We start from the raw sequence: 15,713 nt of genomic DNA, 5'->3' as shown, positions 1-15,713 counted from the left end.
CGTTGCATTTACTTGGTGAACTCTCTTACTTCTTCACCAGTGCGCGTGTTGCGCCTACGGAGATGCCGCCGTCGATCAGGATGGTCTGTCCGGTGACGTAGCGTGATGCTTCGCTCGCGAGGAATACGACTGCACCATCCAGATCGTTCGGTGCGCCGGGACGCTTCATCGGGATGCGTTCGACCAGATACTCAACCCAACCTTCGTCCTCATACATGGCCTTGTTCTGGTTGGTCTTGAACCATCCCGGTGCGAGGACGTTGACGGTGATGCCGTGCTCTCCCCAATCGTCTGCGAGGGACATGGTGAGCTGCTTGATGCCGCCGCGGCTTGCACCGTATGGGCCAAGTCCGGCGGAGCCACGCACGCTGGTTACGGAACCAACGTTGATGATGCGGCCGTAACCCTGCGCGATCATGTGCCGTGCAATGGCTTGTGCCACAAAGAAGGGGCCGCGCAGATTGGTATCGAGGATGGCGTTCCAGTCATCCCATGTGACTTCCAGTGCACGCTTGCGGATGTTCATGCCTGCGTTATTGACGAGGATGTCGACCTTGCCGAACTGCTTTGGTGCGGCTTCTGCGAATGCATTGATGCTGGCTTCATCGCGTACATCAAGCACGAGTGCCTTTGCTTCGATGTTCATCGATGCAAGCTCTGCGATGAATGCATCGCAATCGCCAGCCTTGCGCGATGTGACGATCAGCTTCGCTCCCGCACGACCGAGAGCGCGTGAGAAATACTGTCCTAAACCACGGGATGCGCCAGTCACAACGGCTACTTGGCCGGTTAGATCAAACAAGTTTTCTGCCATCTTTTCTCTCTCGCCTGCAGGTGCCGGGGCGGGGGTACCCCCTCCCCCCTGTTTTTTGCAAAATTGTCTTTCTAAAAGGGTTACGTTTTGTGTCCCTCTAAAATCGTCTGCCCATTGGAGTTAGGGGCAAAATCGTCTTTCTAAAGGGGTTAGAAGCAGCGAGTCAGCAGGTCAGCTAGTCAGCGGTTCGTTCGCTACTTCTATTTTAGTGATTCAGCGGAAATAGCATGCCAACTCTATTTCTTTTGATTTGTTGGGTTTGAGTGGCTTGGGGGCTTGACAGGATTTGTATGGACCCCTCGCCTGCCACCTATTCGTTTGGAGCGACCACGACCTTGAGCAAACCCGCCTCACGCGCATGCAGGCGATCGAAGTAATTCGCTGCATCTTCGAGTGACGAAACGGCGGAGATGAGCGGCTTTACTGTGATCGCGCCGCTTGCCATCAGACGGATTGCTTCTGGATATTCTCCAGCGGAGGCGCATGATCCCTGAAGGCGGACTTCGCGTGTGACGACACGTTGCAATGGCAGCGGTACTTCCGGCTGAATGTTGCCGATGAGTGTGACTGTGCCGCCGCGGCGTACGCATTCGATGGATGCGACGACAGTTTCACCGCGACCGACTGCTTCCAGCACGACGTCAACACCTTCGCCACCAGTGCGCTTCAGCACTTCGTCGATCAGTTCTTTGCCGCTCATATGCAACGTGTCAGGAATGCCTACTTCTTCCGCCATCTTCAGGCGTGCCGCATCGACGTCAGCGATCATCACGGACCTGCATCCCTTGGCGCGTGCAGCTTGTGCGGTGAGCAGGCCGATCATGCCTGCGCCGATGACGAGAGCGGATTCTCCGCCCTTCATCTTGGTTACATTCACGCCGTGCAATGCGATGGAGACAGCTTCCAGCATTGCCGCTTCTTCCATGGGGAAGTCTTCGGGCAGGCGATAGAGAATGCGCGCGGGAACGCTGACATATTCGGCGAAGGCACCATGGCGACGGAACTCATTGCATGACACGCCGACGACCTGGCGGTTGTTGCAGAGATTCACTTCACCACGCTGGCAGTAGTCGCACTTGCCGCAGTAGACGGTGGAGTCAAAAGTGACGCGGTCGCCGGGCTTCCATTCTGTTACGTCAGCGCCAACCTTTTCGATCACGCCTGCGGCTTCGTGGCCCATGATGATGGGAGGAATGCGGCGACCGCTGCTGCCGTCGTAACCGTGTACGTCGCTGCCGCAGATGCCACACGCACCCACGCGGATAAGAACCTCTTCCGAGCCAATCTCAGGCACCGGAACATCCTTGACCTGCAGCTTTGAATACTCTTCCAGCATCAGCGCTTTCATCGCAAAACCCTCGCCGATTAGCTTACTGCGGAAGGTAGACAAAACACGAACGCAGCGCCTTCGGGGATCAACCGCGGGCGCTGCGTTCTGTATTTCGTTTGCTGCTTATTGCGGAAGCGGTTTCAGAGTGATGGTCTTGCCTTCCTTGATGGAGGTGCGCGCCGCATCCAGAATCTGCACTACAACCATGTTCGTTTCCAGTGACGAGAGGTCGCCCTTGGGATCGATCTGGTGGTGCAGTACGGCGGCCAGATAGTCGAGTGAATTGCTTTGGTTCTGCGGTAGATTCGGCGCGGGATAGATGGCGGATTCAACCTTCTGGCCCTTGTAGCGCGAGATGATGTTGCCCGGTCCAACGGTGAACATGGTGCCGCCGTTGCCGTAGACCTCCATGTTTTTCACGGCAAAGCTCCAATCCCAGCTTGGCATCAGAATCGCCTGCATTTCGGGATAAGCGACGATCACAGTGGCATCGTCTTCGGTGCGCGTGTAGATGTCGGGCTTGTGTGTCTGCGCGAAGGCGGTGACGGATTGCGGTGTTGCACCTTTGTTGATGACGGTGGCAAGGTCCGCGCCGTAGCAGCCGAAATCAAACAGCGCACCTGCGCCGTTCTGCTTCGGGTCGGTGATCCAGGGCAGCCACTCCGGGCCTACACCAATTTCCTTGGGGCCTTCGTGGCCGTCGCGTACCAGGATCTTGCGCACGGTGCCCAGCTTGCCAGCCTGAATCTCCTTCAGCGCTTCGGCGTTGCTGTTGTACCAGGTGGTCTCGTAGTTCACCAGCACCTGCACGTTGTACTTGCGCGCGGCATCGCGGATGGCCAATGCGTCTTCCACGGTGGTGGTGAGCGGCTTCTCGACCATGCTGTTGATGTGGTGCTTCGCAGCAATTTCAATGACCTTGCGATGCTCCAGGATCGTGCCGTAGCCAAGCACCGCATCAGGATGCGTCTTCTCGATCATGGCCTCTTCGTCGGTGTAGAAGAGCGCGGGATCAAGCTTGTACTGATCGCGATACTGCTTTGCGAGAGCGGCGTCGGGTTCGACAATCGCGACGAGCTTTGCGCTCTGGCTGGTGGGCAGGTTATGCAGAAAACCCTTCACGTGGCCGTGTGTGAGGCCCACGATGGCGACACGGATGGGCGTGGCGGCCTGTTGGGCTTGAACGGCTACGGTCAAGAAGAACAGAACAGCAAACACATACGAAAGACGCATGAGGCGAAGCATAGAGGGACCTTTCAAAACGCAGGATCGTCAGAAGCGGGAACCACAGCATGTTAGTCCGCTGATATATCAATCGTCATGACGAATGAGAGACAAAAATAAGGAGGCGCAAGTTGGCCTTGCGCCTCCTTCATTTGGTTTGGATCTGATCTACGGTAGCGGCTTCAGCTCCACCGTCTTGCCGGTCTTCACGCTCTCTCGTGCGGCGTCCATGATTTGTACGGCCACCATGTTTGTGTCGAGCGAACCGGGGAGCCAGTGGTCATCCACCTCATTGCGAAGCACGGCAACCAGGTAGTCCAGTTCGTTACTGCGCTTGGGATCCACGGCGGGTGCGGGAGACTGCGTTGCAGTTTTCTCTCCCTTTAACTGCAGCGACACATCCTTTGTGCCAATGGTCTTTACCTGGCCCTCTTCGCCGAACAGCTCCAGATCCTTGCGAGTGGAATTGAAGCTCCACTCCCAGCTCGGCATGAGAACGGCCTGGAAGGTGGGATAGCGGATGATGATGGTCGCGTCGTCATCGGCTTTGGGGTAGGTTTTCGGATTGTCGGTCTGCGCAACGGCGGTCACGCTGATGGGCATCTGGCCCCTCAAGAGAAACGTGACGAGGTCGGCGCCGTAGCAACCGAAGTCATAGAGCGCACCTGCACCGTTCTGTTCCGCGTCCGTGAGCCAGCTCATAAATTCCGGTGGCGAATTCAGTGCGACCGGTCCAGCGTGGCCTGCGTAGAAGACCATCTTGTGGACGGTGCCCAGCTTGCCCGCCTGGGCCAGCGCAATCGCCTCGTTGTTGCTGGGGAAGTAGCTGGTGTCGTAGTTGGTGAGGATGTGTACGTGGTACTGCTGCGCGGCTTTGCGCATGGCCAGTGCCTCGGGCACGGAGATGGCCATCGGCTTTTCCATGATGCTGCTCACGTGGTGCTTTGCGGCTGTGATCGCGACTTTGGGATGCTCGCTGTTTCGGATGTACATGAGGATCGCATCCGGCTTTTCTTTGTTGAGCATCGTCTCCAGGTCGGTGTATGTGGGGATTGCCTCGAGGTGAAAGCGATCGACATATTTCTTCGTGAGCGCGGTGTCCGGTTCTTCAATGGCTACAAGCTGAACGTTGGGATTGGTGTTGTGTGCGAATCCGTTCAAAGTGCTGCTTACATGGCCGTGCACCAGGCCGACGACGGCCACGCGGATGGGCGTTCCGGAAGAAGCGGTTTGCGCATACAAGCAGGGCGCAAATGCTGTGAGGAGAACAAGAAAAAGCAGTCGGAGAGCGGAACGCATACAGGACCTCAGCAGAAAATTCGCCACGAAGGCATGGATTTGTGGGTGCGTCCGCCAGCATAGCTGGTTCGTATTACTCAAAGGCGACAGATACGTGCCAAATGGCGCGGCTGCTACCGTGTAATAACATCTTTTTCACACAGAAATTGTTTTCACCCTGTTTTGGAGGCACCACCCGCTATGTCCCGTACTTTTTCGGCACTGCGTCGCGGCATTTGTACCGCCACGCTGCTGTCTACTGTTGCTGTTTCGTCCATGCCTGCGGCCTTTGCGCAGAAGAATAAGCCTGCTGCCGCTGCTACCGAAGAGAAGAAGACTGTTCCCAGCTATTACGGCGCGCAGCCTGCTACGGAAAACGTTGATCTGGGCATCTATGCGCAGATTCGCAACGAAGGTCTGCTGCACTCGCATGTGATGGAGTACATGGAAGGTTTGTCGGATGGCATTGGCCCGCGCCTGACTGGTTCGCCCAACATGAAGAAGGCGAACGAGTGGACGCGCGATCGTATGACTGATGCTGGTCTGGTCAATGCGCACCTGGAAGACTGGGGCGAGTTCGGCATGGGCTGGAAGCAGATCAATAGCTGGGCCCGCATGATCACGCCGGACACTGAGCCAGTGTGGATTCAGGCAACACCGTGGTCGCCCGCAACCAAGGGTGCTGTGACTGCTGATGCTGTGCTGGTTGAACTGAACACGCAGGCTGATCTGGCGAAGTACAAGGGCAAGCTGGCGGGCAAGATCGTTCTGCTGGGCGCGCCGCATCCGATCGTCGATCTGACAGAGCCTTTGTTCTCGCGTTATACCGAAGCCGAGTTGAAGGAAATGGAAGGCCCGGAGACGCCGCGTGGTCGTGGTGGCGTGAATATTCAGCAGGCGCTGGCAGACCGTGCGCGTCTGGCGCAGCTTCGCGGTGCGGCATTGAAGATGATGACGGAAGAAGGCGTTGCGGCCATCATCACTCCTTCGCGCGATGGCGGCAAGGGTGGCGGTACCGGCATCATCTTTGACGACAACGGCGCGAACCTGGTCCGCGGCGCACAGGTCAAGGAAACGGCTGTCACCATTCCGAACGCTGTGACCACGGTTGAGAACTACGGCCGCATCTTCCGCCTGCTGCAGCACCATGTGCCGGTACAGATGGAAGTGAACATCCAGACGGAGTTCACGGGCGATCATGAGCATGGCTTCAACACTGTTGCTGAAATCCCGGGCACCGATCCGAAGTTGAAGGAGCAGGTTGTGATGGTTGGCGGCCATCTGGATAGCTGGATCTCTGGCACGGGCGCCACGGATAACGCTGCGGGTTCGGTTGTTGCGATGGAAGCTGTGCGCATCCTGAAGGCGCTTAACATCAAGCCGCGCCGCACCATCCGCATTGCCCTGTGGAGCGGTGAGGAGCAGGGTCTGTTCGGTTCGCGTGGATACGTGAAGCAGCACTTTGGCGAGATCACCACGCCTCCGGGTGGACCTGCACCGGGTTCGGATGCAGCCATGATGGCCGCGCTGGGGATGGGCGGACGCAACGCTCGTCGTGGACCGCTGAAGACCACGAAGGAGTGGGAGACGCTGGACGCCTACTACAACCTGGATAACGGCACCGGCAAGGTACGCGGCGTGTACACGCAGCAGAACTTCGCCATTGGACCGATCTTCGCGCAGTGGATTGCACCGCTGAAGGACCTGGGTGTTACCACCATCACCAATCGCAATACGGGTGGAACGGATCACCTGTCGTTTGATTCGCTTGGTTTGCCTGGCTTCCAGTTCATTCAGGACGACATGGATTACGAGACGCGCAGCCACCACTCCAACATGGACACGGTGGAGCGCATTCACGAAGACGACCTGAAGCAGGCTGCTGTGGTGGAAGCGATCTTCCTCTACAACACCAGCGAGCGTGAGGCGATGATGCCGCGTAAGCCGTATCCGCATCCTGAAGAGGACTCGGATCGCAACGCACCGTTGAAGAACCTGTATCCCACCGCAGTTTCGGGCGCAGATAAACAGTAACGCAATCCGCAAGAACAGAACGGGTGAGCAGAGTATGTCTGCTCACCCGTTTTGCATTTGCGCCTTAGATTGGATTGCTGAGGTTCATGGTGCTTACCTCGACAGTGACTCCACCGGGTGCATTGACGTAGAAGCCGTACGTTGGTGGTCCACCGCGTTGAAGCATTGCTGGTTCGGGTGCGGCGAGGCCTTCCTGTGCGATTGCGGCATGGCGCTCGTCCACTGCACGGGGTGTGTCCTGCAGAAAGCCCACGTGGAAGAAGCCGGGGTATCCGTGTTCTGGTGTCATGTTCTTGTCGAACATCAGCGCCAGCAGAAAGCCTTGTGCATCCTGCAGAATCGCGAATTTCCCTACGCGGGTTTCAAGCGTGCGCAGTCCGAAGATGCGCTCCAGAAAGGCCTGCAGAGCGGGAACGTCATAGGTGGTCAGGTTGGCGTGATTGAGTGTGTGCATGGTGCGAAAACCTCCGTTAGGGCGTGGTTGTCGCATGAATCCGATGAGCGCCACTGGGACACATGCGACAGAAAAGCAAGTGCATGCGTGCACTGCTGCTTGTCGCCGTGGGTCCCTTCCCCGATTTCTCCCGGGGGTGACATTACCGCAACGTCAGGTGTTGCGGCGAACCGGGCTTACCAAGCCGGCTCCGCGTTTTTCGGCAATCTTGAGATGCGAGTGATTCTGTGTGGGGTTCAGATTTTGTTGCTTTTGAAGTTTCTTCAGAAAGAGTTGAAACGCAGTTGCAACAGGTCTACGAACTCTCCGACGTGCGATCCATCTACCAGTCCGTGATGTACGTGGATCGATACGGGCAGAGTTTTGCGGTCTTCGTTGTCGGTGATTTTGCCGAAGGTGATGCGCGGTGCAGAGTCTTCTGCCCCGTAGTTGCGTGCATGGGACAGCGATGTGAAGTCCAGCCACGGCAGCGAGGAGAAGCGGATGAGATTCTGTGCAGGCGGACGCTCCAGGTCGTTGCTGTTCCGGCTCTGCTCTATGGCGAGCGAGCCCACGCGAACGAATTCATGCAGGTCGTCGTGATACGGATAGTGGGCAAAACCGATGGTGCCGTTTGGGCGGCCAATCGCGCAACCGGCGTTAATTCGTTCGTACTCCCATGGTTCACCGTTCAGAATGCGTGTCCGGAAGTTTTGAACGTGTTGCGCTGCCGTGAGGGCACAATGCACCTGTGTGAGGAAGATGGAGAGGTTCTTGGCCTTGGCATAGGCGAAGGCTTCCGTGCAGTCCATCCGGATGCAGACACTGTGGAATGGCTCGCTGAAGTTGTGAAAGAAGTGGAACAGGGCCGTGCGGGGCCAGGTCGTGAGGTTTATCTTGCGGCAAGCTTCCACGATGGTTAGTCCAACCTCTTCTCAAAGACCTCAGAGGTCTTTACATGTTCATAGCCGTCGCGCAGATAAAAGCGATGCGCGTCCTGCCGTTTGATCTGAGAACGTACGCGTACGCGCGGTATTTCCTGGCGTACAGCCCACTCCTCCACTGCTTCGCACAACCGCCGACCGATACCCAGTCCACGATGGCCTTCCGCCACGACGAGTCCGCCCAGTTCTACTACGTCAGGAGACTGCAGATGCCGTTCAATGCTGGCGTCTGCCCATCCCACAACGATGTTTTCCAGAACTGCGACGAAGGCGATGCGGTCCGGTGAGTTCGCGAGTCGATGGATTCTTTCATGCATCGTCGCAGCGTCACAGGGATAGCCAAGTTGCGTGCTGAGAGAGCTTACGGCCTCTGCGTCGTCGATGTCGAGAGGGCGCACGCTGAGCAGAGACGATCTGTTATCCGCTGTCATATCCGTCAGTTGCCCTCCACAGTCATCGTATCTGGGGTGCGACTAAATTCTCCCTGAGCGGCATTATTCCAGAGGCACGTTGTCCAGCCCACCCTTGCTGAAAGGGTGGCAGCGGGCGATACGTTGCAGCGCGAGCCACGTGCCGCGCCAGGGACCAAAGCGGGCAATGGCCACCTCTGCATACTCCGAGCAGGTGGGCGTGTAGCGACATCCGCTGATGCCGGTGCTGTGCAGCATGGGCGAGAGCAGGCGGCGATAGACGCGGAGTGCTGCGAGTGCAAGATTCATGGAACGGGTGCGCGGCGAGCGTGCCGCTGACAGGATTATCGCTCTGGCGGTGCGGCGTATTGCTTGCGGACTGTACGGAAGACGTTCGCTACCTCACGCTGCAGCTTGTCCCACTCCAGCAGAAGGACGGTGCGGCGCGGGTGCAGGATCACATCCAGAGGCAGGTTGGCCAGCAGTGCCGCATGCATCGTGACGGCGGCGCGCATGCGGCGCTTGATGCGGTTGCGGTCATGCGCCTTGCCCATGACTTTGCCTACGGTCAGGCCGATGCGCGGTCCCGTGTGGGGCTGACCGAACAGTAGTTCCGAGGGGTGCAGGCGGCGTTCCGGCATGGCATCGCGGCGGGCGCAGAACCACGCGATCTCGCGCGAGTGCTGCTTGCGTGATGCAGCGTAGGCACGCTGATAATCCGCATGTTTCCGCAGGCGCAGCTCAGCGAACGAGGTCTTCGGCTTGGGGATAGGAAGGGTCATTGCGTGCAATGCGAAGGGGCGCGACAGGCGCGCCCCTTGCAGAAACGGAATGCGATAGAAAGAACTAGTCGCGGAAGCCGGCGGAGACGGCAATCTTATGACGGCCCTTTGCGCGACGGCGGTTCAGAACAGACTGGCCCGCCTTCGACTTCATACGGGTGAGAAAGCCGTGCGTCTTGGCGCGGCGGCGGCGGTTCGGCTGAAAAGTGCGCTTCGGCATGCTGTTACGTCTCCTGCGCTAAGCGTGCAGAACTCTCCGTCAGGGTGGAGAAAGCAGCAGCGCTGAGCTTGAAAAGTGTTTTGTCCTGTCCGGCGAGCCTGAATGGAAGCACTCTGCCATCACAAACGCGCAACGCTATGGCGGCGCACTGCGGACAACATCGCTTATATTACCGCATTTCCCACAGGAGGGAAACCCCTTGTTGCAGATTCGTGGGAACAGACCGAATGCTCTCAATCCATCGAGATACACTCAGATGCACCATGCGACCTCTTGTTTCGCTGCTTTTTCTTGCGTTTACGGCGCACGCGCAGTTTGTCCTGCAAAAGAGCCCTTCGCCTGCCAGTCTGCGTGGCGTGGCGAACATCGATGGTCGCATCGCATGGGCCAGCGGCACTTCCGGCACGGTGCTGCGGACGCTGGATGGCGGCGGCACATGGCAGCAGTGCGCCGTTCCGGATGGGGCTGAGAAGCTCGACTTCCGCGCGGTGCAGGCCTTTGACGCCCAGACGGCTATCGTAATGAGCGCTGGAGCGGGCGATGCCAGCCGACTTTATCGCACCACGGATGGATGTCGAACATGGAAGCTGATCTTCACGAATCCGGACGCGCCGGGAGGGTTCTTCGATGCGTTGTACGTCCCGCAACATGGAGAGGGATGGCTGCTGGGTGACCCCGTAAAGGGTGGTTTCTATGTCGCGGTGAGTCGTGACGGAGGTTTGTCGTGGGCGAAGGTGCCGGTTCCCATCCAATCGGACACGGAAAAGGGTGGTGCCTTCGCGGCCAGCAATCAATCGCTTGCGATGGGTGTGGCGGGACCCTCGTTCGGTGGCGGTGGTGGTTTGCTGTATCGCGGTGAACAGGATCGCTGTCCCGATCCCATTCAATACAACGATCCCAATGCCTGCGCGACCCATGTTCGGTTTCGCAAAATGACGACGGAAGTTGGTGGTGTTGGTGCGTCGTCGGGCATCTTTGCCCTGGCTGCCAATGACAAGGCGATGGTGGCTGTTGGCGGCGACTACATGCACCCGGAGTTGTCGGCGCGCACTGCTGCGTTCAGCGTGAATGGCGGCATGGGATGGCAACCTGCGGAGACCATGCCACGCGGCTATCGCAGCACGGTGGCGTATGACGCAGCTACGAAGACGTGGATCGCGACGGGACCAACAGGGACCGATGTCTCCACGGACGATGGCCGCAACTGGAAGCCATTGTTGCCGGATGCGAAGGCTGGTGATTCTGCCGAAGCGGATCGTAACTGGAATGCATTGTCGTTGCCGTTTGTGGTGGGGCCGAAGGGGCGCATCGGACGGCTTCGCGATGGTGCGCTTAACAAAAAGTAAGTTCGCGATTCGCGCGGACGTCATGCAAGCCCGGCTGCCCTCCTGATAGAAGGGATGGGATGAAGCTTTCAGGATTGAAGAGGCTGCTGGTGGTTTTGCTGGCGTTGGTTGCCGGTGTGGCGTGTGCGCAGGAGCCGCAGTTAACGCTGCATGGCGAGGTGCGTCGCGCGCAGTTCATGTCGTATCAGGAAGTGCCGTTTGATGTGCCGGAGGGCGTGTCGCGGCTGAGTGTGGAGTTTACGTACACCGGGCATGATCACGGCACGAACCTTGATATGGGTGTGATTGATCCGCAGCGTTTTCGCGGATGGAGTGGCGGCAACAAACACTCGTTTACTGTGAGCGAATCGGATGCGACGCCTTCGTATCTGCCGGGACTTGTGGTCGCAGGGCGTTGGCGTTTGCTGGTGGGTGTGCCTGCGATTCGTGAGGGTTCTGTTGCGCAGTACACGGTGAAGGTGTGGTGGCAGAAGGTTGGCACGGATGCTGTGTCGGGCTCCACGTTTTCGCAGAAGCCGATACGTGAAGGTGCTGCGTGGTATCAGGGTGATCTGCACATGCACACGGGACATAGCGATGGTTCCTGTGCGAGCGAGAGTGGTGCGAGGATTCCTTGTCCTGTGTTTCTGACTGCGCAGGCTGCAGTGGCGCGTGGGCTGGACTTCATTGTTATCACTGATCACAACACCACGTCGCACTACGACGCGATGCGGGAATTGCAGCCGTACTTTGACAAGCTGTTGCTGATTCCGGGACGTGAAATCACCACGTTTTATGGGCATGCGAACGTGTTCGGCACAACGCAGTTTATTGACTTTCGATTGGGCACAAAACCTGTTCCCACGATGAAGGCGCTGCTGGATGAAGTGGATGCAGCGCATGGATTGCTTGCGTTGAATCATCCGGGGGTGCCTTCCGGCGAGCAGTGCATGGGGTGCGGATGGACTGCTCCGAATACAGACTTCACGCGCATTCATGTGATGGAAGCAGTGAATGGTGCGGATGCGGATGGCGAGAAGTCCGGTGTGCCGGTGTGGCAGCGGCAACTGGATCGCGGTCTGCGCATCACGGCCATTGGTGGCAGCGATAATCACAATGCTTTGATCAAGCCTGAACAGAACAATGCGATTGGTTCACCGACCACGGTGGTGTATGCGACGTCGTTGTCGGAGAGCGCGATTCTCGCGGGGATTCGCGCAGGGCATGTGTATGTCGATACAGATGGCACGAAGGTGCGGTCTTTGATCCTGTCTGCTGTTTCGGGCAGTGAACATGTGTTGATGGGCGATGTGATGCATGTCGCTGATGGTGGGACTGTTACGTTCACTGTGGAGGCAAACGGTGTTGCTGGAATGCATGGTGAGGTCATCACCGATGGCAAACGCAGCGCACTGGAAGGCGGCATATTCGCGCCGGGCAAACAGTTAAGGAGCTTTACTATTGCGAGTGATGGCAAGCCACATACCGTTCGCGTGGAGATTCGTGATGCTGACGGCAAGCTTAAGCTGCTGGGGAATCCGATCTATCTGAATCGGTAGAGCGTTAGTGAGTTGCGGGACGCGTATGCATTAGGGTTGGATGGCGTCGCATGAGTAGTACGAGCGCGCGTCGCAGATAAATCGCGAGGAGCGGTGTGAGGATAACGGCAATTGCGCCCCAAACAATCAGCGCATGCCATTCCCATTGCCAGATGTTGCGCACCATCAGAATGGGGTGGTGGCTTAGGTGGTGAAGCTGTTGCCGGGAAAGAGGCAGGCGACGTGTGCGGAAGAGATGCACGCCCGCCTGAATGAATGGCAGGAACAGCAGAACATGCAGCGGCGCAACGATATGCGAGCCTATCTGCGAAGCGGTCTGGCTGAGACGAAAGAGCCACGCAATGAGAATCAACAGCACTGTGGTGACGCCTACGGTGGGATTGATGCCGATCATCATTCCCAAAGCGAGACTCCATGCGAGACGGCGCGGTGTGACTCCACCGCGAAGCAGCCGCAGTAAGGGCCGCAGCACCTTGCAACGCAGGAACTCGCGTACGGATTGTGGCACACCGAACATACGAGATTGTTCGATGTCGTCGATGGTCAATGGGTTTACGACAAGAAGTCTCTTCTTCTATGCCTCATGCCATTCGAGCCCAAAAGGCAATTCGGTGGCTGCGTAATCCAAGTGAATGACACGACGATGCTTCAATGTGTTGTTCGTGTTTGATTCAGACGAAGCATGAAGAAGTAAAGGCTTCATTATCAGTGCCCCGCCAGCCCTTACCTCACAAGTAGTCGCTTCACGCTCTGCAATAACTGAGTCTGTTTCGGCATGACGAAGCTTGCCAAGCAGATGTGTTCCCGAAATGACTCGAAGCGCACCATTGGATGCAGGGCAATCATCGAGATGCATCCGCACCGAGAGCATCTGCTCGGATATCGTTGCGGGTGGCTGCACATGAATAACGCCGGCCTTCACAGACCATGGGCCGTAGCCGTCGCATTCTTGGCGTTCTTTTACTGCAATCGTGACGTCCTGATGCCACGGGATTTTCCAATTTGCTTCCGGCGTCTTGTCAAAGAAAATCGCGCGAACGGGAAATATCTCGGACCCAAGAATCGGTGTGACGAGAGCTCGTATCGCATCACTCTGTGCCAGCGCAGCAATTGCAGGTGAACGCCGCATCAGGTTGCGAATACCGCCACTCACCTGTGCCACTTCCTCCTGTAAAGGCGAAAGCGTCTCGATAAAACTCGAGACGCCTTCCTGGGTGATGACGTTTTCCACGATGGCAAAGCCGTTTATATCGATCTGTTCGCAGTAGGTCATCGAATCAAAATTACAGCGTGGCAGATCGGGTGGTGAGAAGATCTTTGGCGCGTGCGATGAAGTCCGTGAGTGGGGTGCTGCCTTCGTCGCCTTTGCCTCTGGTGCGGACGCTTACGGCTTCGTTGGCGGCTTCCTTGTCGCCCATGATGAGGACGAAGGGGATCTTCTCGTTCGCGAAGTCGCGGATCTTGGCCTTCATCATTTCGTTGCGTTCGTCGAGGTCGACGCGGAGGCCGATCTTTTCGAGTTCGGCTTTCACCTTGCGGGCGTAGTCGATGTGCTTCTCGCTGATGGGGACGAGGCCGACCTGCACTGGCGCTAGCCATAGCGGGAACGCTCCGGCGTAGTGTTCGATCAGCACGCCGAAGAAGCGTTCGACCGAGCCGAACAATGCGCGGTGCACCATCACTGGCTGGTGCTTTTCACCGTCTTCGCCGGTGTATTCGAGTTCGAAGCGACGTGGCAGGTTGAAGTCGAATTGCACGGTGGAAAGCTGCCAAAGGCGTCCAAGGACGTCGACGAGTTTTACGTCGATCTTGGGGCCGTAGAAGGCGGCTTCACCGGGGAACTCCTGGAACTTGAGGCCGCGCTTGGTGAGTACGTCACGCAGTGCGCCTTCGGAGTAGGCCCAGTCCTCGGAGGTGCCGAAGAATTCGCCTTCCTTGTTGGGGTCGCGCGTGGAGAGTTCGACGCGGTACTCGGCAAAGCCGAAGTTCTGCAGTACAGCTTCTGCAAAGTCGAGGCAGGCTTCTACTTCGCCGCTGATCTGGTCGGGCGTGCAGAAGATGTGTGCATCGTCCTGCGTAAAGCCACGCACGCGCAGCAGGCCGTGCATGGTGCCGCTGCGTTCGTAGCGATAGACGTTGCCGAACTCGGCGTAACGCTGCGGCAGATCGCGGTAGCTCTTGGGCGAGTTCTTGTAGATGAGGATGTGGCCCGGGCAGTTCATGGGCTTGGCGCGATACTCCGCGTCGTCCAGCTCCATGGCGGGGAACATGTCCTTGCTGTACACGCCGTCGTGCCCGCTGACCTTCCACAGATCGCGCTTCATGATGTGTGGTGTGTAGACGAGCGAGTAGCCGCGACGCAGGCACTCGTCGCGCATCCAGTTCTCCATCTCCTTACGGATGAGCGCGCCCTTGGGGTGCCAGAAGATCAGGCCGGGGCCTGCGATTTCCTGAATGGAGAACAGGTCAAGCTGCTTGCCGAGAACGCGGTGGTCGCGGGCCTTGATCTCTTCCAGGTGCTTGAAGTGCGCGTCGAGTTCCTTCTGCGTGTAGAACGCAGTGCCGTAGATGCGCTGCAGCTGCGGGTTCTTTTCATCGCCCAGCCAGTAGGCTCCGGCGATGCTCATGACCTTGAACGCCTTCACGCGGCCGGTGGAGGGCACGTGCGGTCCGCGGCAGAAGTCCAGGAACTCGCCATTGCGATAGAAGCTGACGCCTTCACCGCTCTTGGTGAACTTCTCAATGAAGTGAACCTTCATGAAGTCGCCCTGCTGCAGATAGCCAACGAGAGCTTCGTCGCGTGCGATGTATTCGTGGCGGAAAGGTTCGTTGCGCGCGACCACTTCGGCCATCTTCGCTTCAATGGCGGCGAGGTCTTCGGGCGTGAACGGCTGTTCGCGCAGGATGTCGTAGAAGAAGCCGCTATCGGTCGCGGGGCCGTGGCCAAGCTTTACTTCTGGATACAGCTCCGTGATGGCCGTGGCCATGACGTGTGCAGCGGAGTGGCGCACTACGCGCAGGGATTCGGGATCGTTCTCCTTGAGCAGCCACAGAGCGACGTCTTCATTCAGAGGCTCAGCGAGATCGACGATGCGCTCGGCTGTGGCGACGTCACTGTACATGCTCTCTTCCGTCTGCGCGCTGTTGTGGCCTGCGTCGGACTGCTCTTCGGCGCCGTCGGTGGTTTTGCCGGTAGTGGTGCGAATCTTCGCAACAACAACTGCGTCGGCAAGGCGCGGAGAGATGCTATGGGCAATGGCGTAGGGCGTGGTGCCGCGCGGAACTTCGCGCACGCTGCCATCGGGAAGGGTGACTTTGATCTGGTCGCTCACAATAAACAGGATACTGCGAACGGTTCCG

16 protein-coding genes are annotated in these 15,713 nt (G+C 58.0%); 3 read left to right on the top strand and 13 right to left on the bottom strand.

Translation table 11 applies throughout. From position 1 onward, the window contains the following. Window positions 1-25: 25 nt before the first annotated feature. The 4 genes from M504_RS11555 to M504_RS11540 all read right to left on the bottom strand — a co-directional run bounded on the left by M504_RS11555 (window position 26) and on the right by M504_RS11540 (window position 4,667). Window positions 26-814, bottom strand: coding sequence for an SDR family NAD(P)-dependent oxidoreductase (locus M504_RS11555; protein WP_047491434.1), 789 nt, complete (start codon window positions 812-814; stop codon window positions 26-28). 310 nt (window positions 815-1,124) lie between these two features. After that, on the bottom strand, window positions 1,125-2,162 hold the full coding sequence (locus M504_RS11550; RefSeq protein ID WP_047491433.1) for a galactitol-1-phosphate 5-dehydrogenase: 1,038 nt from the start codon (window positions 2,160-2,162) through the stop codon (window positions 1,125-1,127). Window positions 2,163-2,267: 105 nt separating this feature from the next. Then, window positions 2,268-3,389, bottom strand: a complete 1,122-nt coding sequence (locus tag M504_RS11545) for a Gfo/Idh/MocA family protein (RefSeq protein WP_047491429.1) — start codon at window positions 3,387-3,389, stop codon at window positions 2,268-2,270. A gap of 147 nt (window positions 3,390-3,536) precedes the next feature. Then, on the bottom strand, window positions 3,537-4,667 hold the full coding sequence (locus tag M504_RS11540; RefSeq protein WP_047491428.1) for a Gfo/Idh/MocA family protein: 1,131 nt from the start codon (window positions 4,665-4,667) through the stop codon (window positions 3,537-3,539). Window positions 4,668-4,847: 180 nt separating this feature from the next. Here M504_RS11540 and M504_RS11535 point away from each other — a divergent pair, with 180 nt between their 5' ends. Continuing rightward, window positions 4,848-6,680 carry a M20/M25/M40 family metallo-hydrolase gene (locus M504_RS11535; protein WP_047491427.1) on the top strand — a complete coding sequence of 611 codons (1,833 nt, stop codon included), beginning with the start codon at window positions 4,848-4,850 and terminating at the stop codon, window positions 6,678-6,680. 64 nt (window positions 6,681-6,744) lie between these two features. On the opposite strand, the gene M504_RS11530 is transcribed toward M504_RS11535, so the two are convergent. The 6 genes from M504_RS11530 to rpmH all read right to left on the bottom strand — a co-directional run bounded on the left by M504_RS11530 (window position 6,745) and on the right by rpmH (window position 9,469). After that, window positions 6,745-7,134 (bottom strand): VOC family protein, encoded by a 390-nt coding sequence (locus M504_RS11530; protein WP_047491425.1) that lies wholly within the window; start codon window positions 7,132-7,134, stop codon window positions 6,745-6,747. Window positions 7,135-7,397: 263 nt separating this feature from the next. Further along, window positions 7,398-8,027: a CatA-like O-acetyltransferase gene (locus M504_RS11525; RefSeq protein ID WP_047491424.1), complete on the bottom strand. Its 630-nt coding sequence runs from the start codon at window positions 8,025-8,027 to the stop codon at window positions 7,398-7,400. Between the two features lie 5 nt (window positions 8,028-8,032). Continuing rightward, window positions 8,033-8,488, bottom strand: a complete 456-nt coding sequence (locus tag M504_RS11520) for a GNAT family N-acetyltransferase (protein WP_047491420.1) — start codon at window positions 8,486-8,488, stop codon at window positions 8,033-8,035. Window positions 8,489-8,551: 63 nt separating this feature from the next. Next, window positions 8,552-8,776 carry a membrane protein insertion efficiency factor YidD gene (gene yidD, locus M504_RS11515; protein WP_047491417.1) on the bottom strand — a complete coding sequence of 75 codons (225 nt, stop codon included), beginning with the start codon at window positions 8,774-8,776 and terminating at the stop codon, window positions 8,552-8,554. Window positions 8,777-8,811: 35 nt separating this feature from the next. Then, window positions 8,812-9,249 carry a ribonuclease P protein component gene (rnpA, locus tag M504_RS11510; protein ID WP_047491414.1) on the bottom strand — a complete coding sequence of 146 codons (438 nt, stop codon included), beginning with the start codon at window positions 9,247-9,249 and terminating at the stop codon, window positions 8,812-8,814. Window positions 9,250-9,313: 64 nt separating this feature from the next. Continuing rightward, complete coding sequence (gene rpmH / locus M504_RS11505; protein WP_047491411.1) at window positions 9,314-9,469, bottom strand: 50S ribosomal protein L34; 156 nt, start codon at window positions 9,467-9,469, stop codon at window positions 9,314-9,316. A 263-nt stretch (window positions 9,470-9,732) separates the two neighbouring features. Here rpmH and M504_RS11500 point away from each other — a divergent pair, with 263 nt between their 5' ends. Continuing rightward, window positions 9,733-10,815 (top strand): hypothetical protein, encoded by a 1,083-nt coding sequence (locus M504_RS11500; RefSeq protein WP_047491407.1) that lies wholly within the window; start codon window positions 9,733-9,735, stop codon window positions 10,813-10,815. Between the two features lie 59 nt (window positions 10,816-10,874). Next, on the top strand, window positions 10,875-12,353 hold the full coding sequence (locus M504_RS11495) for a CehA/McbA family metallohydrolase (protein ID WP_084214293.1): 1,479 nt from the start codon (window positions 10,875-10,877) through the stop codon (window positions 12,351-12,353). 4 nt (window positions 12,354-12,357) lie between these two features. Here M504_RS11495 and M504_RS11490 read toward each other — a convergent pair whose 3' ends face one another. From M504_RS11490 to thrS, 3 genes are read right to left on the bottom strand one after another with little or no spacing between them, the layout of a single operon-like run. Further along, entirely contained in the window at window positions 12,358-12,870 is a 513-nt protein-coding gene (locus tag M504_RS11490) for a DUF2062 domain-containing protein (RefSeq protein ID WP_047494602.1), read from the bottom strand. Window positions 12,871-12,927: 57 nt separating this feature from the next. Beyond that, window positions 12,928-13,626, bottom strand: coding sequence for a phytanoyl-CoA dioxygenase family protein (locus M504_RS11485; RefSeq protein ID WP_047491404.1), 699 nt, complete (start codon window positions 13,624-13,626; stop codon window positions 12,928-12,930). A gap of 10 nt (window positions 13,627-13,636) precedes the next feature. Continuing rightward, window positions 13,637-15,685 (bottom strand): threonine--tRNA ligase, encoded by a 2,049-nt coding sequence (thrS, locus tag M504_RS11480; RefSeq protein ID WP_047494599.1) that lies wholly within the window; start codon window positions 15,683-15,685, stop codon window positions 13,637-13,639. Window positions 15,686-15,713 lie beyond the last annotated feature (28 nt).

It is taken from the genome of Terriglobus sp. TAA 43 (assembly GCF_000800015.1).
Taxonomy (GTDB): Bacteria; Acidobacteriota; Terriglobia; order Terriglobales; family Acidobacteriaceae; genus Terriglobus.
The sequence above is the reverse complement of the archived record's forward strand: the minus strand, read 5'-3'. Positions and strand labels throughout refer to the sequence as shown.